Source organism: Pedobacter sp. (assembly GCF_965227205.1).
Lineage (GTDB): Bacteria > Bacteroidota > Bacteroidia > Sphingobacteriales > Sphingobacteriaceae > Pedobacter.
The window spans coordinates 2428196-2455190 of sequence record NZ_OZ245727.1; the positions used below are offsets into that span (position 1 = coordinate 2428196).

A 26995-nucleotide genomic window follows, 5' to 3' on the forward strand; every position below is an offset into this window, starting at 1 on the left:
GTATAATTTTACTATTGGTGATTTAGAAATACCAGGGAAGAATTTCTAAAACCGTTAAAGGTATTTATCTTGTTTTTTTCATGGCTATCCAAAGCTTTTCATCCATTTGGTAAACATCCGGACGATACTCTATTTTACCATTTTGGGGCCATGCTGTGAAATATGTAATTAAAAGAGGAACTGCTTTCTTCGGCCCAAACCAGGCTGGTTTTAATTTAAAGGCTTTAGTCGTATCTGCTTTTGCTGCCAAACGCCTTTTATACCATTTATTACGAGTACTATCAACGGGAGGCAAATCTACTTCTGCCCTCAGCTTATCGTAAGTGTAATCATCACCAACTAATTTCTCAGCAAACTCTAAAGGCTTTTCTATGCGCACACAACCATGACTAATAGCCCTGTTGCTTAAATTAAACCCATTTTTATTGTTAGTATCATGCAGATAAATGCTAGAACTATTATCAAAAATAAATTTGAATTTACCCAATGCATTTCCACCGCCCGAGCCTTGTTTAAACTTAAATGGTAATTTTTCTCTCGAGTATCTGTTCCAGTTAATGGTATCAGGCTCGCCTATCAATTTATCCTTGTAATACACATTTATATTACTATTTGATAAGTAGTAACGGTCTTTTCTGGCCATCCAATAAATTTCGCTTTGCGCAATACTCACCGGAATATTCCAAACCGGATTTGCCTGAATGGAATTAATTTTACTAAATAGTAAAGGTGTTTCATGATTTTTAGGTTTATCATCTAAATTACCAGATTTTGCAAAAGCTTTTAACTTTTCTTCGTAGCCGTTTTCACGCTTTCCGCCAACACAAACTTTCATTGTAATTACTGTATCCTGATTATCAAACCAGGTAAGCTTAAAATCAGGAATATTTACCTGAACATAATTAGTACCGGTTTCTGGCATTTGCCAACGAAAACGTTCCATATTTAGAAGCAATATTCGCTTTTCATCTTCACCTTTTGCATTCAAATAAGCATTTTGCAAACCTTTATATTGAGCCGATTTTGGTTGAGCATTTCTTAAGCTATCAATCAAACTTTCTGTGCTCAACAGCTTGCTCATATTTAAACTATCGGGGCGTTTAACTTTAATGTAATATCTCGAAAAAATATTACGTGGATTTACAACCCCATATCTTAAAAAGTTATTATAATTTAAATATGCATTTGCGGTTAATAACTCTAGCTTAGCAATAACAGGATAGCTTTCATCAACAGTTTTAAATTTATTGGAGGTTAGTTCACCCAATAAAGCTTTAATTTCATTTGTTTTAAAAACTTCGGGATTGAAACCATGAATTTTACTATTCTGAAGATAATTTACCAGCGTATCCAATTCCCCGTTTATGTAGAATTTAGTTACCATTTTTGGTTCGTTCGCATCTGATGCATAGAAAGCCTTAATGGTTTTAGGATTTATAAATGATTCTGATAAATCATCCATTGTTTTAACGAATACACTATCGTAAGCAATGGTATCAAAATCCTTGTATATTTTGTTTTTGAAGTGTTCTGATAATACTTTTCCAATCTCTGGTGGTTGTTTAAACCATCCACAGGCAGAAATACATAAAACAACAGGAATAACTAGAAAGCGAAAATTTTTCAACGCGATAAAATTTAATGCAAAAATAAGGTACTAACAACTAAAAACACCATAGTGGCAAATTAAGTGCCATTATTTTTTGATTTACCATTTCAAACACTATATTTGCCCTCGCTAATCAGCTAAAGCATTGATATTGGCAGAAATAAACATATGAAATTAACTTTGAACCATCACTTACATTTGCATCATCGCCGTTAGGCGATATGATATGTTTGTTTTGTACTTCAAAACTTTTTTTCCGTAGAATAATTTCTTGCACACTCTATATTCAATACTTTGAAAACACTAAAAATTGCTATCCAGAAATCGGGTAGGTTAAACGAAAAATCTGTAGAAATATTAAAAAATTGTGGTCTTTCTTTCGAAAACTATAAGAGCTCTTTAATATCAACCGTTCAAAATTTTCCATTAGAAATTCTCTTTCTTCGCGATGATGATATTCCAGAATATGTTCAGGATGGTATTGCCGATTTAGGAATTGTTGGCGAAAATGTGATTACAGAAACGAAAGCAAATGTTGAATATTTACAACGCCTAGGCTTCGGAAAATGCACCCTAAAAATCGCCGTTCAAACGGGTAGCGAAATTCGAAAATTGGAGGATTTAAATGGCAAAGCAATCGCCACTTCTTACCCTGTAATTCTCGAAAAATTCTTAACAGAAAAAGGAATAAAATCAGATATTAGAACCATCTCTGGTTCGGTAGAAATTGGACCAGGTTTGGGCTTAAGTGATGCCATTTTTGATATCGTTTCTACAGGCGGAACTTTAAAAAGTAACGGACTAAAACCGTTCGCAGATGTGATGCAATCGGAAGCTGTTTTAATCGGAAATAAATCGATACTTGACAATCCTGAAGTTGCAGAATTGCTACAAAGAATTCGCTCAGTTTTAAGTGCAAAATCGAACAAGTACGTTGTACTAAATGTTTCAAAAGATAACCTGCAAAAAGTTGTCGATTTGTTGCCAGGTGTTAAAAGTCCGACGGTAGTTCCGTTGTTCGAACCGAACTGGGTTGCCGTACATTCTGTAATTGCCGAAGAAGATTTTTGGGATAAAATTAACAGCCTAAAAGCTGCGGGTGCAGAAGGTATTTTAGTGATGCCAATTGAGAAAATAATTACTTGAAAAAGCGTAAAAACGTATAAATTCATATTAACTAATAGTTAATTTTAAATTATAACACATTGAAAGTCTATAATTATACAGATTTATCTAAATCAAAAATTGAAGAACTGTGTTCGCGACAAATTGAAGATGATAAATTGGTTGAAGAACGTGTTGCAGATATCATTAAAACTGTAAAAAATGATGGTGACAAAGCACTGTTTAATTTTGCAAAAGTATTTGATAAAGTGGAGTTAGAAAAACTTTATTTAGATGCCGAAGAATTAAAAAGCATTGCCTCAACTATTCCAGCAGATGCAAAAAAAGCAATTGAAACCGCTTACCAGAACATTAAAACCTTTCACCAATCTCAATTAAAAACGGAAGATAAAATAGAAACTATGCCTGGTGTGGTTTGCTGGCGGGAAGCTAGAGCTATTGAAAAGGTTGGTTTGTATATCCCTGGTGGAACTGCTGTTTTACCAAGCACATTTTTAATGTTGGCTACGCCTGCAATTATTGCTGGGTGTAAAGAAATAGTAGTTTGCTCGCCACCACAAAGTGATGGAAAAACGAACTGTTATTTAGCATATTGTGCTGTATTTTTAGGTATAGAAAGAATCTACCTAATTGGAGGTGCGCAGGCAGTTGCAGCAATGGCTTTCGGAACGGAAACTGTACCGCAAGTTTATAAAATATTCGGACCTGGTAATCGTTATGTTACCACCGCTAAAACGATGGTTCAAAATAAAGTGGCGATTGATATGCCAGCTGGTCCATCAGAGGTTTTAGTTATTGCTGATGAAACCGCAAACCCATCATTTGTAGCTGCTGATTTACTTGCGCAGGCAGAACATGGAACTGATAGTCAGTCTATTTTGGTTTCTACATCAAACGAAATTATAGAAAAAACACTTTTAGAAATTGAAAATCAGCTTTCTATACTTCAAAGGAAAGAAATAGCAGCTAAAGCAATTGAAAATTCTTACGCTATTTTAGTTGATAATTTAACTGAAGCAATGGATTATTCTAATGAATACGCTCCGGAACATTTGATTTTAGCCACTGAAAATTTCGAAAGCCTTATTCCTTTGATAATCAACGCTGGTTCGGTGTTTTTAGGAAACCTTACTCCAGAAAGCGCAGGAGATTATGCTTCAGGAACCAACCATACTTTACCTACAAGTGGCTTTGCTAAAGCCTATTCAGGGGTTTCAACTGATGCTTTCCTTAAGAAAATAACCTTTCAGCATTTATCATCCAATGGATTAAAAAATATTGGTGCTACTGTTGAAACGCTTGCAGCGTCTGAAGGACTAGAGGCTCATAAGAACGCAATAACCATAAGATTAAAATAGTTTGTTGGTTTTTTAGTTAGTAGTTGTTTCGATACAAGCGAATGACAAACCAAACAACTAAAAAACCAAAACCTAAACAACCACTAAAAATGGACATTAACGATTTAGTTAGAGAAAATATAAAAAACCTAAAACCATACTCTACCGCCAGAGATGAGTTTAAAGGTCAGGCATCGGTATTTTTAGATGCGAACGAAAACAGCTATGGTTCTCCCCTACCTGCCAATTATAACCGCTACCCCGACCCATTGCAACTGGATTTAAAGGATGCCATTAGCAAAATTAAAGGAGTGCCGATTGAAAACACTTTCTTAGGAAACGGAAGCGACGAAGCAATTGATTTATTGTATCGTGCTTTCTGTAATCCTGGAAAAGATAACGTGATTATTCTGCCGCCGACATACGGAATGTATGAAGTTTCAGCGAACATCAATGATGTAGAAATCCGCAAAGTAAACCTACTTCCAAACTTCCAATTGGACTTAGAAAAAATTGCAGAAACGATTGATAAAAACACTAAAATAATTTTCATTTGCTCGCCAAATAATCCGACAGGAAATTCGATAAATCGAGAAGATATTGAAACGATTTTAACGAACTTCAAAGGTATCGTTGTAGTGGATGAAGCATACATAAATTATGCTCGTCAGAAGACCTTTATTCAGGAGTTAACGGAGTACGGAAACCTGGTTGTTTTGCAAACATTTTCTAAGGCTTGGGGCCTCGCCGCTTTGCGTCTAGGAATGGCGTTTTCATCACGAAAAGTGATTGATGTTTTGAACAAAATTAAGCCACCTTATAACATCAATCAAGCTACACAAGATTTAGCTTTCGAAGCAATAAAAAATATCGCTCAAGTAAACGATTGGATTAGAGAATCTGTTGCCGAAAGACAGCGCCTTTCTATCGAATTAAACAACCTGAAAATCGTTACAAAAGTTTATCCATCGGATGCAAATTTTATCTTAGCTGAGGTTACGGATGCGACTAAAATTTACGACACTTTGGTTGAGGAGGGAATCATCGTCCGCGACCGTTCGAAAGTGATTTTGTGTGAAGGCTGTTTAAGAATTACTGTTGGCACGAAAGAAGAAAATGATAAACTGTTAACCATTCTGAAAAATTTCTAAAAGATGAAGAAAGTATTATTTATAGATAGAGACGGAACTTTAAATATCGAACCTGATGATGAACAGGTAGACAGTTTCGCGAAGCTGAAATTTTATCCTCGCTCACTGTATTACCTTTCGAAGATTGCTAGCGAAATGGATTACGAATTGGTGATGGTTACCAACCAGGATGGCTTGGGAACACCTTCAAATTCTGAAGAAAATTTCTGGCCGATTCATAATTTCATGTTGGACACTTTTGCAGGAGAAGGTGTAAATTTTAGCGAAATTGTTATCGACAGAACTTTTGCAAAAGACAACGCTCCTACCCGCAAACCTGGAACAGCATTATTGACAAAATATTTTAGCGAAGATTACGATTTGAAAAATTCGTACGTTATTGGAGATAGATTGAATGATGTAGTGTTGGCTAAAAATTTAGGTGCAAAAGCAATTTTTCTTCGCCAGAATGATGCACTGGGTTCTACCGAAGCTTTGGATAAACATGAAACTTTATTGGACATCATTATTTTGGAAACACAAAAATGGGAAGACATTTACAACTTGCTTAAAGCCGGAAGTAGAAAAATTAACCATGTGCGTAAAACGAATGAAACCGATATTACCATTAATTTGGATTTGGATGGAACCGGAAAAGCCAAAATTGAAACGGGTTTAAACTTTTTCGACCACATGCTCGACCAAATTGCCAGACATGGAAGTGTAGATTTGGAAGTAATTGCCAAAGGCGATTTACATATTGATGAGCATCACACGATTGAAGATACTGGAATTGCACTTGGTGAAGCTTTTGCAAAAGGATTGGGTAATAAGCTTGGCATTGAGCGTTATGGCTTTTGTTTGCCAATGGATGATTGTTTAGCGCAGGTTGCCATCGATTTTGGAGGCAGAAACTGGATTGTTTGGGATGCTGAATTTAAACGTGAAAAAGTTGGCGATATGCCTACAGAGATGTTTTACCACTTCTTTAAATCGTTTAGCGATGCTGCTAAATGCAATTTGAACATTAAAGCTGAAGGCGATAACGAACATCATAAAATTGAAGCTATATTTAAAGCTTTCGCAAAAGCGATAAAAATGGCGATTAAGCGTGATGCAGAGAAAATGGTCTTACCGAGTACGAAGGGGCTTTTATAAATAAAGAACAAGGATTAATGAGCAAAGAACAAAGACCTGTAGTCCTTATTCCTTGTTCCTTCCTCTTTAATCAAAAAAATATGATTGGAATAGTAAATTACGGCGCTGGCAATATTTTTTCTTTAACCGCAGCTTTGGAGCGCTTAGACGTGCAATACGGCATGATAAACACCGAAGCTGACTTGGAAAAATATAGCCATATCATCATCCCAGGGGTTGGCCATGCAGGTTCGGCGATGGAAAAACTAAAACACACGGGTTTAATTGAAGCGATTAAAGCTTTAAAAAAACCTGTTTTGGGCATATGTGTGGGCATGCAACTGATTACCGAACACTCAGAAGAGGGCGATGCGGCATTGTTGGATATTGTTCCTGTCAAAACCAAAAAATTCGATAAGTCGCTGAATATCAAAATCCCACACATGGGATGGAATGCCGTTCAGCATAAAAACAATTCGTTATTTGAGGGTGTTGAAGATAATGCACAATTTTACTTCGTTCATTCGTACTTTATTGAATATAACCCTATTTTTGACATCGCCTCTGCCAATTATGGACTGAAATTTTCGGCAGCGGTGCAAAAGGACAACTTTTATGGCGTCCAGTTTCATCCCGAAAAATCGGGCAAAGCTGGCGAACAGATATTAAAAAATTTTTCAAACTTAAGCTTATAAAATGTACATAATTCCTGCTATTGATATTCTGGATGGAAAAGTTGTTCGTCTGCGTGAAGGCGATTACAACCAAAAAACTGAGTACGATGTTTCTATTGCTGAAATGATAGAAAAATACCGTTCAAATGGAACAGATTTCATTCATATTATTGATTTAAATGGCGCTAAAGGCGATTTCAGCAACCAGAAATCTCTTTTCGAAATCATTAAGAAAACCGAAATGAAAGTGCAATATGGTGGCGGAATCCGTACGATTGAGCAAGTGACCAATTTGCTTGATGCAGGAATTCATCGTGTTATTGTGGGTACGCAAGCCATTACCAATCCAGAATTTTTGCAGCAACTTAGTGAGGCTTTTGCTAAAAAAGACAATTATGCTAATCGCATTGTTATTGCCATTGATGTTTTAGACGAAGTGATTAAATATTCGGGTTGGATGGAAAGTTCGCCGATTAAATTAATGGATTACGTGGATAAATGCTTGGCTTTAGGTTTCTTCCGTTTCTTGTGCACTGATATTAGTAAGGATGGAAAATTGGGTGGTGCAGCGGTTGAGTTATACAAAAAGCTGTTAGAACATTCGCCAATGATAAAATTAATTGCATCGGGCGGTGTAAGTTCGATGGATGATATTTATGAATTAGCAAAATATCCAATTAGAAGTGTAGTGGTTGGAAAGGCGATTTATGAGGACAGGATTACGATTGAACAAGTGAAAGACTGGAATTTGAAGATGTTGAGTAGTATATAAGAGAGAATTTTTAATACACTCGTCATTGCGAGGCACGAAGCAATCTTACAACGATAGTCTGATGCTTTATTGCTTCGTGCCTCGCAATGACGAAAACCCAAACAAATGCTGAGCAAAAGAATAATCCCCTGTCTCGATGTTAAAGACGGTCGCACGGTTAAAGGTGTAAACTTTGTTGATTTACGTGATGCAGGCGACCCTGTAGAATTAGCCGCCCAATATGCACAACAAGGTGCCGATGAGTTGGTTTTTCTGGATATCACGGCCACTCACGAACGTAGAAAAACGATGATTGAAATGGTTAAATCAGTTGCTCGACAGCTGAATATTCCGTTTACCATTGGTGGTGGCATTACAGAACTTGCTGATGCAGAAGCTTTATTAAATGCTGGTGCAGATAAAATCAGCATCAATTCGGCAGCTGTTCGTAATCCAAAATTAATTGAAGAATTGGCAAAAGCATTCGGAGTGCAGTTTGTGGTTTTGGCTGTCGACACAAAATTTGTGGATGGCAAAAACATGGTTCACTTAAATGGTGGTCGATTAATTACGGAATTGGAAACCGAAACCTGGATTAAACAGGCTGAAGATTTAGGTGCAGGAGAAATTTTGCTCACTTCAATGGACCATGATGGTACTAAAGCCGGTTTCGACTGCGGATTGCTTAGCAAAGTGAATCAGATGATTAACATTCCGATTATTGCTTCGGGCGGTGCAGGAAGTATGGAACACTTTACAGAGGTTTTCCAAAAAGCAAATGTTGATGCAGCACTTGCGGCATCTGTATTTCATTATGGCGAAATTCTGATTCCTGATTTAAAGCAAGAATTGAGAAGAAATAATATTCCAGTGAGAATATAAATTAAGTTCGGGGTCGCGAGTTTTAAGTCGTGAGTTCATAACATACACTCGTCATTGCGAGGCACGAAGCAATCTTACCACTTTAGCAGGCAAATAAAAACCCATCGCTTTAGGATTGCTTCGTGCCTCGCAATGACGGCAACATTATAAAAATGAATATTGATATACAATCTCTGGATTGGGGAAAAACTGAAGGGTTACTTCCCGTAATCATTCAAGACGAAAAAACTTTAGAGGTTTTAATGCTTGGTTACATGAATGCCGAAGCTTTGGAAAAAACCCAAGCAGAAGGCAAAGTTACGTTCTTTTCACGCTCAAAAAACCGCCTTTGGACTAAAGGCGAAACTAGCAACAACTTCCTTTATGTAAAGGAGCTTTTTGTTGATTGTGACAACGACACTATACTAATTAAAGCGGATGCTGTTGGTCCGACTTGCCATACAGGAAGCCGCAGCTGTTTCAAAACGGAGTATAATCAAAATTTCATTTTTGAACTGGAGAACATTATTACGGATAGATATGAAAATCCTGTTGAGGGTTCTTATATCAATAAAATGCGTAGCAAGGGCTTAAACAAAATCGCACAAAAGGTTGGTGAAGAAGGCATTGAAACCGTAATTGCTGCATTGGCTGAAACAGAAGAAGAGTTAATCGGCGAAGCATCTGACTTGGTTTTTCACTTGTTGTTTTTGTTGAAAGAGAAAGGCTTATCTATTCAGGATATTGCAAAGAATTTAGAGAAAAGACATAAGTAAGTTATAGATTGATTCCTACGTCATGCTGTTCCGTACATACGGAATCAACATCTTAGTAACACATATAATAACCTGAAATAAATTCAGGTTGACGATGGCACTGTATAGCTAAAATTTAAAGAACACAAAAGAACTTCAAACCCACATGCTTAAATTCATCAGTTATCTAAATCTTTTTTTAGGGATAATTTTAATTGCAATCTTGAAAAGCAATAATAATTACCTCGATTTAGCCCTTATCCTACCATCTATATTTTTCAATTGGGTTACATTATTCCATTTTATAAAAAATAGCCTGAAGTTTGAAAAATGGCATTTATATTTAGGCTTCTTAAGTATATTTTTTTCGGCGGTTTCTATCTTGATTACTTGTCAAGTATTGCTTGCTTCATTATCATCAAAAGAGATAACTTTTGGGCCTCCAATCTATTTTGTTGGATTTAGGATATTTTTCGATGTCCTTATTGTTCTTCAATTTGTCATGGCATTTAGAGCGAACCGACATCTCCAATTAAAATAGGAATACAATTGTTTCCTCAACGCTTTAACAGGAAACCGATAACAGAAAACTCACAACGACATGCTTAAACACCTTAAAACCTTTTCTGGCCATCAAAACCCTGTTTATGCTTTGGCAAATTCAGATGAGAATAATACATTTTTTAGCGCTGGAAATGATAAGGGTGTTGTAGAATGGTCGCTAGAAACAATGGCTTTTGTAAAGGTTAAATTACCCGTGCAAAGCTCTGTTTATTATTTACATTACTACAATAACCAACTTATTGTTGGAGAACGAAGTGGGGCATTTAGCGTTTACGATTTTAAAGCGGAAAAAGTAATTGCAAGAATTAATGCACACACCAAACCAATTTTCAATATTCAAACTGTTAAAACTAAAAACGAACTTTTAACCACGGGTGAAGATGGAACGGTTGCGGTTTGGTCGCTCGATGATTTTAGCGAAATTTATCGTTTTCAGGCAGCTTATGATACCGTTCGGGCGATTGCCATTTCTCCTGATGAAACAGAAATTGCTTTTGGTTGTAAAGACCATTTGGTTAAAATCTACAACCTTTCTGATTATAGCGTAAAGCAAAATCTAGACAGTCATACTTTACCAGTTACTTCTTTAGCTTATCATCCCGAAGGAAAATATTTAATCTCTGGCAGCAGAGATGCACAATTAAAAATCTGGAATTTGCCGAATTACGAACTGCTGCAAACCATACCTGCGCACATGTTTACCGTTTATGATATTGCTTTTCATCCAACCCTACCCTATTTTGCAACGAGCAGTCAGGATAAAAGCATTAAAATTTGGGATGCTGAAAACTTTAAACTCTACAAAATTTTAAGCTTGGAAAAAGCTGGCATTGGTCACACACACTCGATTAATAAAATGATGTGGAGTAATGATGGGAAATATTTAATCTCTACAGGCGACGATAGGCAAGTGATGGTTTGGGAGATGGAAGGTTAGTCTCTCGTAATCGTTGCGAGGCATGAAACAACTCAAAAAAGATTGCTTCGTGCCTCGCAATGACGAAATCCTTAAAGTGTGATATTTTTTTAATTTATCCCCACCTTTTTCATCCCCTCTCTACCATAAAACACAGGAAAATACATCATTTCTGCTTTCGCAGGATTTAAAATATAAGAACCAGAGTAACGCGGCATTAAATCAATATCAAAAGTATATTTGCCTTGTTTTAGTTTGCTGCAAAATATCGAAGTTTTGTTTTTGAAATACTCACGGTGTGTTTCTACACCCCAGAAACTTTGCTTTTTATTTTCATAACTACAGCCTGCCGGGATGGGAATTTCAATCATTACGTATTCGGCATCAGCACGAACATTTACTTCTACTTTAAGCGTTGCTATTGTACCTGCTTTTAATTTTGCTACAGAAACACCATTTTGAATAAATGCTGTATTTATAGTAAAATCTTTGCTCACTTTTTCTGGTTTTGGATTTTGAAATTGCTGAAAGGCCGTAAAATAAACAGGCATCTTACCGTTTTTAATCAATTTAATGTTTGCGGTATTTTCCAATACTTTATCATAAGGGAAAGTAGTAACCGTTTCTTCGTTTAACTTTAAAGATGCAGGCTCAGCATTTTTATTTTCAACTAGTAACTCAGGCAAAATGGTTTCTAAAATTAACGATGATTCGTAGGTGTTTCTCCATTGCCCGTCTTTACGCTGTTCCAGAAAATACAATGCAATTTTCTCCAATTCATCTTGATGCTTCCCTTGACTTCTCAACACTTTGTAAGCCATTAAAGTATTTTGGATGCTATTGTTCCAGAATCTTGTGTTTTCTTCGCCCCAATATAAATTACCGAACATGGTTAATTTTTTAATCTTTAGCAGCGAATCTGTATTGACTTTAATTCCAGCCATTTGCTTTAACTCCATTAATTGCAAGCTTTCGAAAAGACTTAAACTGCTTGCAATTTGTTTTAGTGATGAATTAACGCCACTTTGAGAACGTTTTTCTTCCAATTTTTTCTTTTCGTAAGCCAAAACCCAATCTTTAATATGGTATTTGTCATCCAGCAAATGCAATAATTTAATCGTTTCTATTTGCTCGTTATGATAACCATCAGCAAGTTTTTTCACCAAATAATTATATAATGTCTGCTTATTCAAATCAATTTTGTAGCCTTGTTTTTCTGCTTTTAGCAACGCATCAACTACATGTAAACTAATCCAAATTTGTTCTTCGCCATTTTGCCACCAGGCCCAGGTTCCTTCTGGTTTGCGGGTTTGTTGCAATTTCTTAATGACAAATAAAATGTCTTTTTCATGCGTAAAAGGCTGATTTAAATACTTGCGAACTTGTTTTTCCAGCAAGAGCGATTTTAATTTAGAAGCCAGTTGCTCATTACATAAATATTCATAATCACGCAGTTTAGTCATCTCATCCAACAGCGTTGGAAAAATTGATGATTCAGCCCGTAAAGTGATTTTGCCTAAATTTTTATCAAAGCCGTAAGTAATTGTAGTATCGCGAAGCAAAGCAGAAAAATAACCTTTAGTTTCTTTTACGCCCTGCTCAAAAACTGGAATTTTTCGAATCTCTCCATCGAAATAGCCATTATCTTGTTTTAAAGTGTATTCAAAGTTTAAACTATCTTTTCCATTTGCTGCTATGGTAATGGTATCGATGTGTGCATTCTTAAATTTGATCCTCGAGTTCCTTAACTCTACTCCATTAAAACTAAATTTTCGATTTACATTTTCTTCGGAAGGTGTGTAATTCATCAATTTTCCTATCACATTAATGCTATCGCCTTGCGTAGCAAAAAGCGGCGAAACAAAGTTGGCGCTTAACGATTTAAAAGATTTGATAAAAGTTTCAGTTACGCCCGATTGCTTTCTACCGTTTATGGCAATAACTTTAGTTTTCCAATTGGTAATATCATCAGGAAACTTAACCGAGAATTTTGCTGTTCCAGTTTCGTCGGTTATTAATTTGGGCTGCCAAAATCCTTCATCAGAGAAATTTGTACGCATGGTTTGCTGTTGAGCCACCAATTCTCCAGCCGTGTTAACTGCCGAATTTCCTTTTTTGGTTTTGATGATGATTACTCCATTTGCACCTCTCGAACCATATATCGCTGTTGCATCAGCTGCTTTCAAAACATCAATATTTGCAATATCATCAGGAGCAAGTGTAGACATATCTCCAGAGAAAGGTACTCCATCAACGATAATAATTGGTTTTTCAGTACTCGGCAAAGAAGCTGTTCCTCTAATGCGAACCATAGCATCGTTGTTAAAACTCAAACCTGCAGCTTTACCAGATAAGGTTTGTTCCATTAAAACTGTTGAACTTGCAGTCATGCTTACTTTTTTAGTCGTCCCGTAGCCAACCACAACAACCTCTTCTAATGCATTGTGCCTTTCAGCCATTCGCACATCGCCAATATTTCCTTCTCGAGCAGACATAGTAACGGTTTCATAACCTATATATGCGATAGAAATCTTGCCCTTTGATGGAATTTTGATTGAGAAATTACCATTGATATCTGTGGTGGTCGAAACATTTAAACCTACAATTTTAATCAATACACCAGGTATTGCTGATTTATCTTCTCCCGAAATTACCCTACCTTTCATCACACCAGTTAATGTACTGAAATCGAAATTCTTATCATTAAATGTATCCATAACCTCAGATGAAATACGTGTCGATGAATAATAATTATTGCTATTTTTTACTTCTTTGATATATTTATCTAGCTTGATGCTAAAATCATCTGCTGTAGAAACTTTTAAATTATTCCACTTATAATAATTTACTCCACGAGGTTTAACTATAATATCTTCGGCTGTAAAATATCTATTATCCTTTAACAAAAACATAATCTTATAATTACCAACTGCAAATGGTGGCCAATAAGAAGTATTTCCGGGGTAGATTTTTATAAAATCAGGTTCATCAGGTTTATAAATAATGATATTTTTAATGTATGGAAGGCGATTTGTAAATGCAGTATCAAGTTCAAAACGTAATTTACCTGTATTTGCTGAGTTCGGATTTTGATTTTGAAATAATGGTGTAGTATGGCTTCTCAAGTTCAAATATTCATTCCAGATACTGTCAATCTCGTTCTTTTTTAAAGCGTACTGCTTATAATCAACATTAATCCCTGTTCCGGATGTTAAACTTGGTCTAAATGCATACTTACTCTCGTACGATTTTTGTTTAATTAATCCTTTTGTAAAAGTGTAAGTGTAACCTGGTTCTTTAATAAAATCCTGAGAGAAATCTTTTGTTTTAAACTCCAAATAATTCTCCTTTAACGGACCTACAATTAAATCTTTACTGTTAAAAACATTTGGTGGAGGATTTAGCAAATACATATTCGTATCAGCTTTTACCAGAGTTTTTTCGCCATCAAAATTATTTTTAATCCTGAGCATATAATTATTCAGCAATTCACTCTCTTGGGTAGTTAATACATTTGGAACATCTACCACGACAGGATTATAAGTATAAAAAAGGCTCGACTCTACTTTTCCATCAGCAACGATACTTACAATAGTTTTTTTACCCTTTGGCACTTCAAAACCAGAAATTGTAACCATTTTATTCGCACTGCGTAATCTTAAATGATGTTTGCCCGGCTTCACCTTAAACGAATACCTAGAAAGCTGCTCTGCCTGACTAAAAAATACCGGAACTTCATCTATATAAACAATATCTACAGGCAATATTGCTCCATTGGAAATTAAAAATGGAGCAATTTGGGCAATTGTATCATTTACAGTTTCTTGTGATATATATACTGGTTTTGGGTGTGTAAACTTGTAATATTCGATGGTATCAAGACCTAATTTTTTACCCCATTTTTGCCAATCCAAGTTTTTTGAATCGCTTAAATAAATATTTTCTGATTCCAGCTCAATATTTTTCTTCTTTCTGGCAAAATAGCTTTTACCAAAGGTTGGAATAGATGGCAGGTGATCATTTCTAAATTTTGAAGTAATGGCAAATGCCGTTAAATCAGTATTGGCAACTGGTTTATTTTCTAAATCGGTTACTTTAACAAGCATGTTTACGTTCTGACCTGGATAAACCATATCTGGCGCAAGCAATTTTACATTTAGTAAATTAGGGTTATAAAAAGCACTAACCTCTTGGTTAAATTCTTTATCTGCCCAATAATAATTTATCCTGATGTGAGCAGCCTTCGAATTTGTATGTCGAAAAATTGTATCTAAAGCATTGGTAAAACCTTTATAAAAAACTTTATTTCCTGAGAAAATAGTATACCAAAACGGAACCTTGTTTTCATTATCGATCAGTACACGCAAAGAATCTCTACCTTGCATGGCATTGACGGTTAATTTCGGACTAAAATCTTCTTGAGAGATGTAATCTTTCAAACCATTATCAGTAACAACTTTATAATTGTCGGCTCGATAATCGAGTTTAAGGGCAAATGGCAATTCAACCTGTATCGAATCCAATTGTACATCTTCTTTTGAGTAAGAAATTATCGTTGCATTTCTTCTTTCAGATTTATCATTAACACGATAATCAAAATAAATACTATCCTTTTTTAAGGATGAAATAATTTCTGCCAAAGGCTTTACCTCCTTTTGATAAGCAAAGGATAAATATTTCGAAGCTGAACGATTTTCGTTATTACTGTTTCTAAATTCAAAATTTAAGTAAAAATTAAAGTCAGCTTTTGGAAAAATACTATCAGGCAATATTAATTCTGTCTCTCCAACCGCATCAAGATTCATTTCCTTTTTCCATAATGTATCAGGAACGAAAACTTTTTTATCGCCAAATAGGCTCACATTTGTAGTTAGGGCTGTAATTTTCACTCTACCATCTGGAACAGCCAATTCATTTTCATCACTTGCTTTCATAAAAACAGTAATCGGCGAACCTATCTGGTGCTTGTTTTTATCGCTACGAACAACAAAATTCAACGATTTTAATTCATAATCCTCGTAATAAAAGCTATTAGAAATTAAGGTTTCATCCTCTCCTATAATTTTTTCGGCAAGCGAAATCTGATAGCTCCTATCCAAACGCAAATTCAAACTATCGGCTAAAACAAACTGGTATTCGTAGCCGCCATCTTTATATGGTTTTAGGTTGGTAAGCACAATATCTTTACTTCCATTAAGCTTAACCAAGAGCGATTTATTGCTGATTACTTTTCCTTTTGATGTTAGTAGATAAGCCTTAAACTTAACCGTATCTAGAGGTTTGTATTTCGGTTTACTGAAAACCATAAAACCTTTATATTTTTGCTTTCCAGGTTTATATTTTTTTGAAAAAAGCTTTTTAAATGGTTGCCAAGTATATTTTATTGGCGATGAATAAGCCAACTTTCTAAAGAAAGACCAATTTTGTTTATAGTTGTATGGCTTATTTTCATCTAAATTGAAAGTAAAAAAATTAGAAACGCCTTGATAAGTTATCTTTATGTATGTTTCCCTTTTTGGGAAGGAAGTTTTGTAAAGCTGAACTTTACTATCAAAATTTACAGTTTTACTATGAGCAATTTCAACCTTATCTGCCTGGATTTGATTACCTTTTTTATCCGTTAAATAAAATTGAAATTCTTTTAAATTATTGATAAACTGTAAATCGATATTTTTTTCTGAATGGTAATGATAGTTAAGTGCATTCTTATAAGCACTTAAATAAATGTAGTTACCAAATGGAAGTATTTTTTTATAACCTTTTGCTGTATAAAAACTATCTATCTGTGTATGAAGAAAACTTTCATTAAAGCCAAGCTTTCCTTTTTCGGCGATTTGAGCAGTTTCCTTATCTGTTATTTTGTAGATGTAGGTGTAGTAGCCAGATTCTTTACTTTTTGAAAGTTTATTTTGGGCGAAAGTTTGATTTAAAGAAGCAAAAAAGACGATGAGCGTTAAAAGTATCTTCATAATAAATTGGTTTACAATGAAGATGCAACTTTAAACCTTATTCCACAAAACGTTTTATAATTCTAAGCTTGTGGCTATAAACGCCTAACTCTCTATTAAAGATTCCTTGATCATCAATCGGGTCTATTTTAACTTTTGCTGATGAATGGATAATTTCATTCGGATTCAACATAATACCAACATGGGTAATTTTACCTTCCGCATTATCAAAAAAAGCAACATCACCCGGTTTAACCTCTGCTAAAAAGCCAACCAATTCTCCTTGCTCTGCTTGTTGCGAGGCATCGCGATTGAGCTTAATGTTTAATAATTTAAAAACGGTTTGTACAAAGCCCGAACAATCTAAACCAAAAATATTCCTACCACCCCATAAGTAAGGTACATTTTGGAAAAACTTGCTGGTTTCAGTTACTTCAGCCTTGAAATCTGCCTTTGAACTATTGTGAGGCTCGAATGTAACTTCAAATTTTTCTTCTCCAGCGTAGCAATAACCATCTTTGTAAAAAGGCAAATTACTGCCTGTGCTTAAGTGATACAGACTTCCATCAACCGCTTTTAATACATGATTATAGCCTTTCGGCACTAGAAATTTGCAATCGTGCATTTCTACAAATTGATTCTGAGAAATTGGCGCTAATTGTCTGAAATCCATCCAACCTTGATAGCCATCGTAACCATTTTGAACAAGCCACCAACGCTCCTCTTTTTGAATCACTTCTACATGTTCTCCAAATAATAATTGAGAAACAATTTCAGCTTTATCAGATGCATCTGCTCTTAGCGGTGCTACAGCTACCCTGCAAATGCCATATTGGTTTTCCATTTTTTGCTCAGTTGAATTATTGCATAAAACTAATAAATTACATTGAGCCACTAACATTTTGCAAGCAAATTTGTTATTTTTATGATGATAACATTTAAATCTGCTCAACATGAACTTTAAGAAAATATTAATAGCCGTAGATAATAGCACTTGCTCTGAAAAGGCTGCAAAAGCAGGATACGAAATCGCTGAAAAATTTGGAGCAGAAGTGGCGTTGGTAAATATTATTGAACCAATACCTGCAAATGTAAACCCCGATTTAACCTTGGCACCGGTATTTTTAGAAACTTACGACAATAGCGAAGAAAACAGCCATATTTTATTAAAGGAAATAGAAACTAAATACAGCAATGGCATTAAAACCGATTACCTAAGCGTAGTCGATACCGCCGCACATGGAATTATTCAACAATCTGATGAATGGGGTTCTGACTTAATCGTAATTGGAACCTATGGCAGAACTGGTTTGTATCATTTTTTAATGGGTAGCGTTGCCGAACATGTGGCAAGAAAATCAGCTTGTCCGGTTTTAATTATTCCGAATAAAAGTGAAATAGATTAATAAATTTGTTTCTAGATGAAAAGAATAATCTATGCCTCGCTCCTATTTTTTCTATCAATTCAATATAACTTAGCATTTGCTCAACCAAAGGCGAACCAGATTTCAACAGTTGAATTAGTAAAAATTGATAATTTATTTAAGCAATACATTGCCAAAGGTTGGATAAAAGGAATTACGGCAAATGTGGCTGTAGATGGAAGAACAATTTATAGCAAAGCCTTTGGAAATAATTTAAACAGGCCTTTCAAAACAGATGATATTTTAAGAATAGCATCACAAACAAAAGCAGTAACCTGCGTTGCAGTAATGATTTTGTTTGATGAAGGAAAATTTCAGCTTGACGATCCAATTTCAAAATACATTCCGGCCTTCAAAAACCCTCAGGTACTAGATAAATTTAATCCCACTGATTCCAGCTATACTGCAAAACCTGCAAATCATGAAATTACCATTCGTGAACTATTAACGCATACTTCTGGTTTGGGCTATGCTCAAATCGGTTCGCCAGATATGAATGCGATTTATGAAAAGGCTGGTATTGAGGCTGGTTTTGTCACTCATAAAAAATTATTAGAAACAGAAATTAACAAGCTGGGCAAGTTACCTTTGGCTACACAACCAGGTGAAAAATGGCAATATAGCTTAAGTATAGATGTTTTGGGCAGACTTGTAGAAGTAGCATCTGGTTTAACTTTAAACGATTTTTTTAAACAGAGAATTTTCCAGCCTTTGGGTATGTATGATACTTATTTTGCCTTGCCTAAAGCTAAACAAGGCAGATTGGCAACAGTTTACACCGAAGACCCAAAAACACAACGCATTAAACCATGGAAGGATGGTGCATTTCCTGGCGCAACGATAAATTATCCCATCAATAACAATGGATATTTTGCCGGTGGCGCAGGATTAGTTTCTACCTCAAAGGATTATGGTATTTTTTTACAAATGCTTTTAAACGGAGGAACTTATAATGGTAAGAAGATTTTATCTGATAAAAGCGTAGTAATGATGACTTCCAATCAAATTGGAAACATCCCATTTACAGATAATACTTTTGGTTTAGGTTTTGAAGTTGTTACCGAAAAAGGAAGTAAAAAGTTCGGGCAGAGTATTGGATCGTATAGTTGGGGAGGTTTTTTTGGCTCAAGCTATTGGGTTGATCCAAAAAAGAAAATTGTTGCTCAAATATATGTGCAACAATGGCCGCTTTCACATGGCGAAATAAATGACAAATTTAAATCCATAGTTTATAAAGCAGTAAAATAAATAAGCAAAAAAGGTTCTAATTTTCATTAGAACCTTTTTATATATAATTTTTTATTATTCAGTCTGGAATCAGATAACCGTCAACTCGTAACTGGTAACACTTAAAATCTAGCCTTCCTGGTGTAACCAAGCTTTCTTCGCTAATAATTCTTCTTCTGTTTCACGGATATCTTCATCATCTACACAGCAATCTACCGGGCAAACCGCAGCACATTGAGGCTCATCATGAAAACCTTTGCATTCTGTACATTTATCAGAAACGATGTAATAAACCTCGTCTGAAACCGCCTCTTGAGTAGCATCTGCTTCTATCTGTTGGTTACCGAAATCGATAATACCATCTAAATTTGTTCCGTCAGAAAAACGCCATGCAGTACCGGCATCGTAAATTGCATTATTTGGGCATTCTGGTTCGCAAGCCCCACAATTTATACACTCATCTGTTATTTTAATCGCCATGTCTTCGTCTAATTCTTTTGCTTAGTTTACCTTTGCGCTGCAAATATAAGATATAATCAATTAATAAAGTTACAAAAAAGCCATTTTAACGCAATTTAGAGAGATTTAAAATAACCTTAGATATAGGTTTAAAATGGTTTGAAGGCACTTCTTTAAAATTAATTTATTTTTAGGTAAAAGAGTTTTTCCAATTCTTTTCCAAAAATATTTTAAATTTTTCCTAAGAATACTGAAACGATTATTATCAAACCTGCTAGCATAAATACTAAACCAAAAGAAAATCTTCTATCAAGTTTTTTATTATCCTCATATGCTTCTTTGAAAGTATAAAAGCCTAACAATAATAAACCAAACCCTAAAAGAAGTGGTAAACTTTTTGCCTTGAAGTTATAACTGGTTAACATAAATTAGTTTAATAGATTTTTTGAAACTACTAAATTCTATTCTTGTTTTCTCAATCTAGGTTTACTTTTTTCCTGATAATACTCTATCACTTTTTTATTAAAAATCTCTATCCTATCAATTAAGTTTTTGTTTTCTACTTTATGTTTTTCTTCTAATTCAGTAAGTTGTCTGTAGGCTGCTGTTATACCACTTCTGGGGTCTCTGATTGAAATTTCTTCAAGAAAGTTAACCATAGCTACAGAGTTTAAATCTTTCTTGTGAAATTCATCATAAAACTCATCTTCCGACCACGACTAACATCCATCACCCTTTTTCTTTTAACTATTCAATTAACAAACTAGTGTATCACCTCTAAGTAATACTGTTAAAATTTATGAAGCGCAAAAATGAACCTTTGATAATCAGGAAATAAAGAAAAACATAAACTTTAGTGTTTAAGTCCGTTTTTTCAATGTTTCACAAAATTAAATTTCGACACTCGTCATTGGATATTGTTACATACTGTAACCAGTAATTTTTCAAACAAGCTGACTCTTCATTGGAGTTGTATCTACCGTAAAATCACCCTTTTTTTTCATAAACTAATTATTCTTATCAGTTGTACGAGTTATATATCTACATTAGCCATTATATCCACAGAGCCTAGGCTTTGTAGATACTCAAAAAAATTTTCATTTAAAAATTAAATTATGAACAAAAAAATCTGGATTATCCTCCAACTCTCAGTGTTTATTCTTTTCGCTTCTTGCAAAAAGAACTCAGACCAAACAATTAATGATAGTGATGCGCTATTTAAAAGTAAGTCTAAAATCGACAACGTTATTAGTTTAAGTTCTTCTGAAGAAAGGAGACTTGCTTACAAATTACTTAGTAGCGATGAAAAATCTTCTTTTTGGTTAAATCAAATTAATAACTTTAAGACAACCAACAAACTCACTTCTTCACAAATTGATATTATCGCAGAATTAGATAGTATTGTTAAAGAAACTGGATTTAACTTATTGGACATTAAATCACTTACTACTAAGAGAGACAAATGGCTAACAAATGCAATGAAGGCTTTTACAAATGAACAAATACGAGCAATTGCCTTTAATATTGGCAACAGTTCTGCTCCAGTTACGACCCTTGCTGCTAAAGACTGTAACTGCAATATGAATTCGTGGTTTACTTGCGATGATAGGAGTGTTTGTCCAAATACCTCCGCAACTTGTAAAAGTGATGCCGAAGGCTGTGGATTTCTAGGTCAATATCCGTGCGATAACAGATGCTCTTACTGGTAAATATGAAAAGTTTAACCATTCTTCTATATTTCACCTTGCTTTTTCTAGGCTATGGCTGCAATAAGAAAACTACTTTCACTAAAATCAAAGTAGAAAACCCTAAGATTAATCTTGGAAAAATTGGGACAACTGATAGTGTAGAATTGCAATATAAAATTGTAAATGTTGGCTCAATAGATTTAAAGATAGATTCAGTTATATCCACCTGTGATTGTATTATTTCAAAGTGGGATAAAAATTACATCAACCCAAATGATACTGCCAAAATATTTGTTGTTCTGAAACCAAAAACTACAGATAGCGGAATAATTACAAAGACAATTATGTTTTCAGCTAATACCAAAGAAACATTTAATGCCTTAAATGTTGTTTATGTTGCAAATAATGAATAAAAATGTCAAAGTATATCTAATTCTTTGCGGATTATCATTTTTAATTGAGATAATGACTGCGGTAGTTCGGAAACTATTTGGCTTTCCAATAACCGCAGTCATTTCCTTTGGAATATTTTTTCTTTTGATTGTATCTGTTAATTATTTAACTAATAAAAAGTATAAAATAAAATTCCTTTTATTTTCTTTACTTTCTGGAATACTTATAATTCAGTTACCAATAAGATTATTTACTTTTTCTGAGTCATTAATCTCTCTACCAGAATTCATTTTTCATGTATTAGGGTTGGTATCTGGCTACATCTTTTTGAATTTCAAAACTATATACTTCAAACTTGGTTTAGCATTTTTTTCTGTCATTCTCAATGTTTTTATTATTGTTTATGGTTACCCACTTTGGCTCAACAAACTAAATTATGGTACTTTTTCCGGAGAAGTTTTTATTAAGAATGACCAAAAAATAATGGCTTATGACGCAGATGGCAAAAAAATATTAATAGGAGAAAAACCATATACAGTTTTAGATTTCTGGTTTTCATCTTGCAAGCCGTGTTTTGATGGTTTCCCAGAATTTCAAGAAGTTTACTTAAAGTACAAACCAAATAAATCTATAGCATTTTATGCTATAAACACTCCAATGCCCAATGATAAAATTGGCGATTCATTTCACTTAATAAAAAGTCTTAACTATACTTTCCCCGTTCTTCAAGCAAAAGATGGTAACATTGCTAAGAAAATGCTAGTGGTAAAATATCCAACACTTATTTTGATTGATAAGGAAGGCAACATCATATTTAAGGGAGAAATGCAAGGTCTTAAAAAGAAACTAACGAATTTAGGGTTATAGTAATAAGCTAGCTCGTCTTTTTATTATCATAAACACCTGCAAGTTTCTCTTTGATGTAATTCCAGAAGTCTAACCCAGTAATCTCACCTAAATTCTCATAAATACTTTTAATTTCTGCCGAAGCAATAAAGAATGACACCATTTGCATGAAAGGCAATACCGAGACAAATGTTAATTCGAATAAATGAGCTACCATAATTGCTAACATGTAGGCGACAGCTTTACCTATAGTGACTCTCATACTTTTGCTGGTTACTGGAAGTTTATTTTTCTTAGCCTTCCACACTCCAGTAATAAAATCTACAATAACGAATAATGTTATAACTAATAAAGCAGAATGGGTGGCAGCAAAATATAGGTATACAAAAAGTCCAAATTTATAGATGTAAGGAATTAATTTTAGAAAGAGGTTAATTGAGTATTGAAGCATTGTATTTTAATAATAAGACCTATTCGGTTTAGGTCGGTTGGTCTCAACATCTGTTATTTTCAAACTATTATATGTTGATGAACCAAGATTAGCCTTCTTAACGAAAGTGTGTGTGGATTCATTTAAATCTGATTCCGGTAATAATTCAAACATTTCTACATTTACGACATCATTTTTAAGATTCAAGGTTGCTTTGTAAGGCATAAATCTTCCTTCTAAATGGCTAATACTGTAAACTTTGCCGAAATCAAATTCACCTCTTATAGCACCACTAAAATTTTTAAATGGCTCACGATATTGATTTAGAATCGATGTACCTGCAAGTTGTAACAAAGCTTTAGATTCTGTTTTTCCATCACGATACCAATTTTGTGTATAGGTATAGCCTGATGATGAATTTATCAACAATTGATTTGTGTTTCCAATATTAGCAAATTCACCAAAAATCGGATTTAAATCTTCATAAGTTTCAGTGTAATTCTTAGCTGTTGAAAGTTTGTAAATTTCTCCCTGATAATTATTAGTGTTGTTAGTCGACATGTCTACAATTAACTCTCTAATATAACTACCAGTACCCATCCAACCATTAGGATTATTGTAGCTGGGAAGAATATAAACATCCATTTTATTAAATGAAAGATTGGTTACCCCTACAGTATCAAATTCCAAAGTATGCCAGAAATCGTTAACCCAATCCCATCTGTTAGGTCTATTTTCAGAATAATTTCCATCTGGTAGTTGGATGTTTATAAATCTAAAAGTTGAAGACCAAGTATAAGTGTCAGCGTTTTTATATAACCAGTTGTTGGTAGTTCCATTGCTTAATTTAATAGCTAGCCTAATGTTTCCATAGTAAGCAAGTTTTACCTTAAATGAATCGCCTTGATACATTATGTTTGTGAAATTGTTATTCGGTAAACTAAGGTTCGATGAAGTTGCTGTAATACTTGCATCATTATCAACTATTGAAGTAACCTTTAATATTGAATTGGATTTTGTGTTTCCAGTTTTTAAATAGTTTAACCCATTATTACTCCAATAATCAGGTACAGTATTGCTACTATTCCAGTTTAAAAATTGATTGTTAAGTATTAAGCTGTCTGGTACTGAGTTATCATTCTCAATATTTAAATATTTGTAGGGTGTTTGATAGGTAAAGTTTGCATCTGCATTTACCAATCGTAAAGAACCCGAAGAATTAATTGAGCCTAAAATATTAGAACTAGTAACATAATTGACTAATGAAGATGGTGCATTAAAATCAATATTGTAAACCCTTCTTGTGATTACATTATTTAGCTTATAATTAACTCTATCAATGTAATAAACACCTTCCTTATAATAGATGTAGCAATTATAAATCTCCAAAATTGAAGTTAAGACCTCCGCACAGTTGGCAACTTTCTCACCATCTTTCAAGTAGACAAATGGGTTAATGAATATTCGATTTAAAGCTTCATTGCTAGCATCGTTTTTATCGATTCTTAGCTCATATAAATCATTTGCAACACTAACTTGTATTCCGTTTTTTAAGTTGCTTAAACAAGCTAAAATTACCTCAATTTGCGACTGCTTATTCAAGAATAAATTTGAGCTTAAATCTTTATAATCGTAAAATTTCAAATCTCCTAAACCATCCGTTGCACGTATTGTAACTAGATAGGGTAATGGCATAAATGGCTCGTTATAATTATCTTGAATGACATATCCCTGCCAATACAGATTATTGTTTTTCAATATTCTGATTTGAAAATCGTTTTTGTCTGCTTTAACAATTTCTGTAAACTGATAGTCAAACTTAGCAAAGAAAGTAACAGCACACTCTGAACCTCTGATGGTTGAAAATTTAGCCTCATCACCATTGTAATTAATAACTACTGGCTCTCCTCCCATTACCAATTCAGTAGTTGCCGATGCATAGTCTTTTTGAAAAATTTGCACCTTATAATTCACTCCCATTTCGGAAGTAAACTCACTATAATATTTTAATCCGTATGCCATTATGATGTCCTGAATTGTCTCTTTTGGTGGTTACTTAGCACACCAACCAATGTATCCCCTTGTATCCTAAATGTAACTTCACCATAACCACCGCCACCCATTTCACCAAGCATGCCTTTTAGTGAATTCAATGGCGCAACAACCTCTGGATTACCACGTCCTGCTGATGGATATTCACCGAAAATTGCATTAGTTGGAGATGAAACAATACCACCTTTGGCAAATGCTCTTGGTGAACTACTTCCCTTTTTATCTCCTTTGGTAAGACCCGAAAATGCTCCTGCTGCTATTTTTAAAGCTGCACCTGCTGCAATAGCTAAACCAGCGACTAAAAGTCCTGCTCCAGGAATCGCAATCGCTAAATCCAATTTGCTTTTAATTAATGCAGCAGTACCATATTGAATCAATAAATCTCCAAACTGTCCTAAGAAATTACCAAATGCACCAAGCAATGATTTTCCCATTGCTTCAAAAACATTACCACCATTTGCAAAGGCTTCACCGATCGCACTAAATGCATCGCCAATACCATTCGCTAAGCCATCGGTAATTGCATTAGAAAATTGATTGTTGAAATTTGCAGCAGTTTGTAACATTGCTTTGGTTTCCTTCTGCAACTCTTTATCTACACCAATTTTTGCAAGTTTTGGTAATTGTATTTTGGCAGTAGGACTCTTATCTTTACTTACTTGATTACTAAAATCTTTTGGTAATTTTAGTAGATTGTTGTTTTGCTGTAAGTCCTGCAAGTTTTTAATTGAATCAGATAACGGATTTACGCCATTCTCAATTAATGAATTAATTGCATTCTGATAGGCTTTTATTCTGTTAGTTGCCTTATCATCAAATGTTGCTCCGAATTCAGCATCAATCTGCTTTAGTTTTACAGCTAAGTCTTTGTAGACATCATCTATCTTATCATCACCCTTACCTGTTGCTTTAGTCTCAGTTTTTGGCTTGATTGTAGCATTTGCTGACTTCGCAACTTCTTTATTAAAGTTTTTTACTGATTCAGTTGCTTTTTTTACTGGTATTTGCAAGTAATTGAAACCTGCAATAATTCTTTTGTTGGCATTTTCAAATCCTGCTGCTAAAGTATCTGCACCAATAAGTTTGAAAAATCCTGTAATTGCATTTCCAACCTGAGTTGGGGATTCTCCCAAAAGTGGCCACTGCATTATGCGCAAAGTGGTCACTTATTCCGAACCAAAATGTGCACTAATTACGCTTTAAAGTGTGCAGTCGACTGATTTTAAGTCTTTTTAAGGTGTGATTCCCCGCTTCCGGAGTCTTGTATTGTTTCACTCTACAAAAACTCGTACAAGCCTCTAAAATTGATTGAAAACAATAGGTTCTAATCTCTTGCATTGCGCATAGAAAATACTTTTCTCTTGGATCGAAAACTTACATCTAAAAAATTATTTTAACATCATTTACTGATATTAATAGGGATTTAAAGGTGCAGTGTAGATTCTGGAAATTAAATCTGAATAGATTTCAACAATCGAGAATTTATAGAGATTCTATCGAAATGGCTTCCATTTATACCAATCTTTCCAAACTTAGGGATTAAAGTTGGGTGCACACTTTGAACTGGAATCTGGTGGCCAATATCAGTGGAATACCCAAGCTTTATCTATTTTTTCAAAAAATGGTGATTGTTTAATTTGACTAAACCATTGGTTAATGGTTACGTTAG

At 34.4% G+C, this 26995-nt stretch carries 23 protein-coding genes; 14 read left to right on the plus strand and 9 right to left on the minus strand.

Going from position 1 to position 26995, the window contains the following annotated elements; translation table 11 throughout:
- Positions 1 to 64: 64 nt before the first annotated feature.
- Positions 65 to 1627, minus strand: coding sequence for a L,D-transpeptidase family protein (locus tag ACO05K_RS10150; RefSeq protein WP_421944329.1), 1563 nt, complete (start codon positions 1625 to 1627; stop codon positions 65 to 67).
- Positions 1628 to 1903: 276 nt separating this feature from the next.
- On the opposite strand from ACO05K_RS10150, the gene hisG reads away from it, so the two are divergent.
- The 9 genes from hisG to ACO05K_RS10195 all read left to right on the plus strand — a co-directional run bounded on the left by hisG (position 1904) and on the right by ACO05K_RS10195 (position 10880).
- On the plus strand, positions 1904 to 2755 hold the full coding sequence (gene hisG / locus ACO05K_RS10155; RefSeq protein ID WP_421944330.1) for an ATP phosphoribosyltransferase: 852 nt from the start codon (positions 1904 to 1906) through the stop codon (positions 2753 to 2755).
- Between the two features lie 59 nt (positions 2756 to 2814).
- Positions 2815 to 4092, plus strand: coding sequence for a histidinol dehydrogenase (hisD, locus tag ACO05K_RS10160; RefSeq protein WP_421944331.1), 1278 nt, complete (start codon positions 2815 to 2817; stop codon positions 4090 to 4092).
- 41 nt (positions 4093 to 4133) lie between these two features.
- Entirely contained in the window at positions 4134 to 5222 is a 1089-nt protein-coding gene (gene hisC / locus ACO05K_RS10165; RefSeq protein WP_421944332.1) for a histidinol-phosphate transaminase, read from the plus strand.
- 3 nt (positions 5223 to 5225) lie between these two features.
- The gene (gene hisB, locus ACO05K_RS10170; RefSeq protein ID WP_421944333.1) at positions 5226 to 6359 is read left to right on the plus strand and encodes a bifunctional histidinol-phosphatase/imidazoleglycerol-phosphate dehydratase HisB; all 1134 of its coding nucleotides are present in this window, start codon (positions 5226 to 5228) and stop codon (positions 6357 to 6359) included.
- An 80-nt stretch (positions 6360 to 6439) separates the two neighbouring features.
- Positions 6440 to 7033 carry an imidazole glycerol phosphate synthase subunit HisH gene (hisH, locus tag ACO05K_RS10175; RefSeq protein WP_421946292.1) on the plus strand — a complete coding sequence of 198 codons (594 nt, stop codon included), beginning with the start codon at positions 6440 to 6442 and terminating at the stop codon, positions 7031 to 7033.
- A 1-nt stretch (position 7034) separates the two neighbouring features.
- Positions 7035 to 7784, plus strand: a complete 750-nt coding sequence (hisA, locus tag ACO05K_RS10180; protein ID WP_421944334.1) for a 1-(5-phosphoribosyl)-5-[(5-phosphoribosylamino)methylideneamino]imidazole-4-carboxamide isomerase — start codon at positions 7035 to 7037, stop codon at positions 7782 to 7784.
- A gap of 105 nt (positions 7785 to 7889) precedes the next feature.
- A complete protein-coding gene (hisF, locus tag ACO05K_RS10185; protein WP_421944335.1) occupies positions 7890 to 8645 on the plus strand; it encodes an imidazole glycerol phosphate synthase subunit HisF in 756 nt (251 codons plus the stop codon).
- 152 nt (positions 8646 to 8797) lie between these two features.
- Positions 8798 to 9400: a bifunctional phosphoribosyl-AMP cyclohydrolase/phosphoribosyl-ATP diphosphatase HisIE gene (gene hisIE, locus ACO05K_RS10190; RefSeq protein WP_421944336.1), complete on the plus strand. Its 603-nt coding sequence runs from the start codon at positions 8798 to 8800 to the stop codon at positions 9398 to 9400.
- 580 nt (positions 9401 to 9980) lie between these two features.
- The gene (locus ACO05K_RS10195; RefSeq protein WP_421944337.1) at positions 9981 to 10880 is read left to right on the plus strand and encodes a WD40 repeat domain-containing protein; all 900 of its coding nucleotides are present in this window, start codon (positions 9981 to 9983) and stop codon (positions 10878 to 10880) included.
- Positions 10881 to 10969: 89 nt separating this feature from the next.
- Here ACO05K_RS10195 and ACO05K_RS10200 read toward each other — a convergent pair whose 3' ends face one another.
- Both ACO05K_RS10200 and ACO05K_RS10205 read right to left on the minus strand, forming a co-directional pair.
- A complete protein-coding gene (locus ACO05K_RS10200) occupies positions 10970 to 16828 on the minus strand; it encodes an alpha-2-macroglobulin family protein (protein WP_421944338.1) in 5859 nt (1952 codons plus the stop codon).
- Positions 16829 to 16865: 37 nt separating this feature from the next.
- Positions 16866 to 17651 (minus strand): NlpC/P60 family protein, encoded by a 786-nt coding sequence (locus ACO05K_RS10205; RefSeq protein ID WP_421944339.1) that lies wholly within the window; start codon positions 17649 to 17651, stop codon positions 16866 to 16868.
- A 109-nt stretch (positions 17652 to 17760) separates the two neighbouring features.
- Between ACO05K_RS10205 and ACO05K_RS10210 the strand changes: the two genes are divergently transcribed.
- Positions 17761 to 18213, plus strand: a complete 453-nt coding sequence (locus ACO05K_RS10210) for a universal stress protein (RefSeq protein WP_421944340.1) — start codon at positions 17761 to 17763, stop codon at positions 18211 to 18213.
- Between the two features lie 15 nt (positions 18214 to 18228).
- Complete coding sequence (locus ACO05K_RS10215; protein WP_421944341.1) at positions 18229 to 19479, plus strand: serine hydrolase domain-containing protein; 1251 nt, start codon at positions 18229 to 18231, stop codon at positions 19477 to 19479.
- Positions 19480 to 19587: 108 nt separating this feature from the next.
- On the opposite strand, the gene ACO05K_RS10220 is transcribed toward ACO05K_RS10215, so the two are convergent.
- The 3 genes from ACO05K_RS10220 to ACO05K_RS10230 form a co-directional block, all read right to left on the minus strand.
- Complete coding sequence (locus ACO05K_RS10220; RefSeq protein WP_421944342.1) at positions 19588 to 19938, minus strand: 4Fe-4S dicluster domain-containing protein; 351 nt, start codon at positions 19936 to 19938, stop codon at positions 19588 to 19590.
- A gap of 209 nt (positions 19939 to 20147) precedes the next feature.
- Positions 20148 to 20342 carry a hypothetical protein gene (locus ACO05K_RS10225; RefSeq protein ID WP_421944343.1) on the minus strand — a complete coding sequence of 65 codons (195 nt, stop codon included), beginning with the start codon at positions 20340 to 20342 and terminating at the stop codon, positions 20148 to 20150.
- Between the two features lie 36 nt (positions 20343 to 20378).
- Entirely contained in the window at positions 20379 to 20576 is a 198-nt protein-coding gene (locus tag ACO05K_RS10230; RefSeq protein WP_421944344.1) for a hypothetical protein, read from the minus strand.
- 456 nt (positions 20577 to 21032) lie between these two features.
- On the opposite strand from ACO05K_RS10230, the gene ACO05K_RS10235 reads away from it, so the two are divergent.
- From ACO05K_RS10235 to ACO05K_RS10245, 3 genes are read left to right on the plus strand one after another with little or no spacing between them, the layout of a single operon-like run.
- Positions 21033 to 21626, plus strand: coding sequence for a bacteriocin fulvocin C-related protein (locus ACO05K_RS10235; protein WP_421944345.1), 594 nt, complete (start codon positions 21033 to 21035; stop codon positions 21624 to 21626).
- A gap of 2 nt (positions 21627 to 21628) precedes the next feature.
- Positions 21629 to 22018 carry a DUF1573 domain-containing protein gene (locus tag ACO05K_RS10240; RefSeq protein WP_421944346.1) on the plus strand — a complete coding sequence of 130 codons (390 nt, stop codon included), beginning with the start codon at positions 21629 to 21631 and terminating at the stop codon, positions 22016 to 22018.
- Complete coding sequence (locus ACO05K_RS10245) at positions 22011 to 22865, plus strand: TlpA disulfide reductase family protein (RefSeq protein ID WP_421944347.1); 855 nt, start codon at positions 22011 to 22013, stop codon at positions 22863 to 22865. The genes ACO05K_RS10240 and ACO05K_RS10245 overlap by 8 nt, the downstream gene beginning before the upstream one ends.
- Positions 22866 to 22872: 7 nt before the next feature.
- Here the strand turns inward: ACO05K_RS10245 and ACO05K_RS10250 are convergent, their stop codons facing one another.
- From ACO05K_RS10250 to ACO05K_RS10260, 3 genes are read right to left on the minus strand one after another with little or no spacing between them, the layout of a single operon-like run.
- The gene (locus ACO05K_RS10250) at positions 22873 to 23295 is read right to left on the minus strand and encodes a phage holin family protein (protein ID WP_421944348.1); all 423 of its coding nucleotides are present in this window, start codon (positions 23293 to 23295) and stop codon (positions 22873 to 22875) included.
- A 6-nt stretch (positions 23296 to 23301) separates the two neighbouring features.
- Positions 23302 to 25296, minus strand: coding sequence for a hypothetical protein (locus ACO05K_RS10255; protein ID WP_421944349.1), 1995 nt, complete (start codon positions 25294 to 25296; stop codon positions 23302 to 23304).
- Complete coding sequence (locus ACO05K_RS10260; RefSeq protein ID WP_421944350.1) at positions 25296 to 26474, minus strand: hypothetical protein; 1179 nt, start codon at positions 26472 to 26474, stop codon at positions 25296 to 25298. The genes ACO05K_RS10255 and ACO05K_RS10260 overlap by 1 nt, the downstream gene beginning before the upstream one ends.
- Positions 26475 to 26995: the final 521 nt, after the last annotated feature.

Coding starts and splice junctions, on each gene's coding strand:
- ACO05K_RS10215 (WP_421944341.1), top strand. CDS start 18,229: ATGAAAAGAATAATCTATGCCTCGCTCCTATTTTTTCTATCAATTCAA.
- ACO05K_RS10250 (WP_421944348.1), bottom strand. CDS start 23,295: ATGCTTCAATACTCAATTAACCTCTTTCTAAAATTAATTCCTTACATC.
- ACO05K_RS10235 (WP_421944345.1), top strand. CDS start 21,033: ATGAACAAAAAAATCTGGATTATCCTCCAACTCTCAGTGTTTATTCTT.
- ACO05K_RS10205 (WP_421944339.1), bottom strand. CDS start 17,651: ATGGAAAACCAATATGGCATTTGCAGGGTAGCTGTAGCACCGCTAAGA.
- hisA (WP_421944334.1), top strand. CDS start 7,035: ATGTACATAATTCCTGCTATTGATATTCTGGATGGAAAAGTTGTTCGT.
- hisC (WP_421944332.1), top strand. CDS start 4,134: ATGACAAACCAAACAACTAAAAAACCAAAACCTAAACAACCACTAAAA.
- ACO05K_RS10230 (WP_421944344.1), bottom strand. CDS start 20,576: ATGGTTAACTTTCTTGAAGAAATTTCAATCAGAGACCCCAGAAGTGGT.
- hisH (WP_421946292.1), top strand. CDS start 6,440: ATGATTGGAATAGTAAATTACGGCGCTGGCAATATTTTTTCTTTAACC.
- ACO05K_RS10225 (WP_421944343.1), bottom strand. CDS start 20,342: ATGTTAACCAGTTATAACTTCAAGGCAAAAAGTTTACCACTTCTTTTA.
- ACO05K_RS10255 (WP_421944349.1), bottom strand. CDS start 25,296: ATGGCATACGGATTAAAATATTATAGTGAGTTTACTTCCGAAATGGGA.
- hisF (WP_421944335.1), top strand. CDS start 7,890: ATGCTGAGCAAAAGAATAATCCCCTGTCTCGATGTTAAAGACGGTCGC.
- ACO05K_RS10245 (WP_421944347.1), top strand. CDS start 22,011: ATGAATAAAAATGTCAAAGTATATCTAATTCTTTGCGGATTATCATTT.
- ACO05K_RS10200 (WP_421944338.1), bottom strand. CDS start 16,828: ATGAAGATACTTTTAACGCTCATCGTCTTTTTTGCTTCTTTAAATCAA.
- hisIE (WP_421944336.1), top strand. CDS start 8,798: ATGAATATTGATATACAATCTCTGGATTGGGGAAAAACTGAAGGGTTA.
- ACO05K_RS10220 (WP_421944342.1), bottom strand. CDS start 19,938: ATGGCGATTAAAATAACAGATGAGTGTATAAATTGTGGGGCTTGCGAA.
- hisB (WP_421944333.1), top strand. CDS start 5,226: ATGAAGAAAGTATTATTTATAGATAGAGACGGAACTTTAAATATCGAA.
- ACO05K_RS10240 (WP_421944346.1), top strand. CDS start 21,629: ATGAAAAGTTTAACCATTCTTCTATATTTCACCTTGCTTTTTCTAGGC.
- ACO05K_RS10195 (WP_421944337.1), top strand. CDS start 9,981: ATGCTTAAACACCTTAAAACCTTTTCTGGCCATCAAAACCCTGTTTAT.
- ACO05K_RS10260 (WP_421944350.1), bottom strand. CDS start 26,474: ATGCAGTGGCCACTTTTGGGAGAATCCCCAACTCAGGTTGGAAATGCA.
- ACO05K_RS10210 (WP_421944340.1), top strand. CDS start 17,761: ATGAACTTTAAGAAAATATTAATAGCCGTAGATAATAGCACTTGCTCT.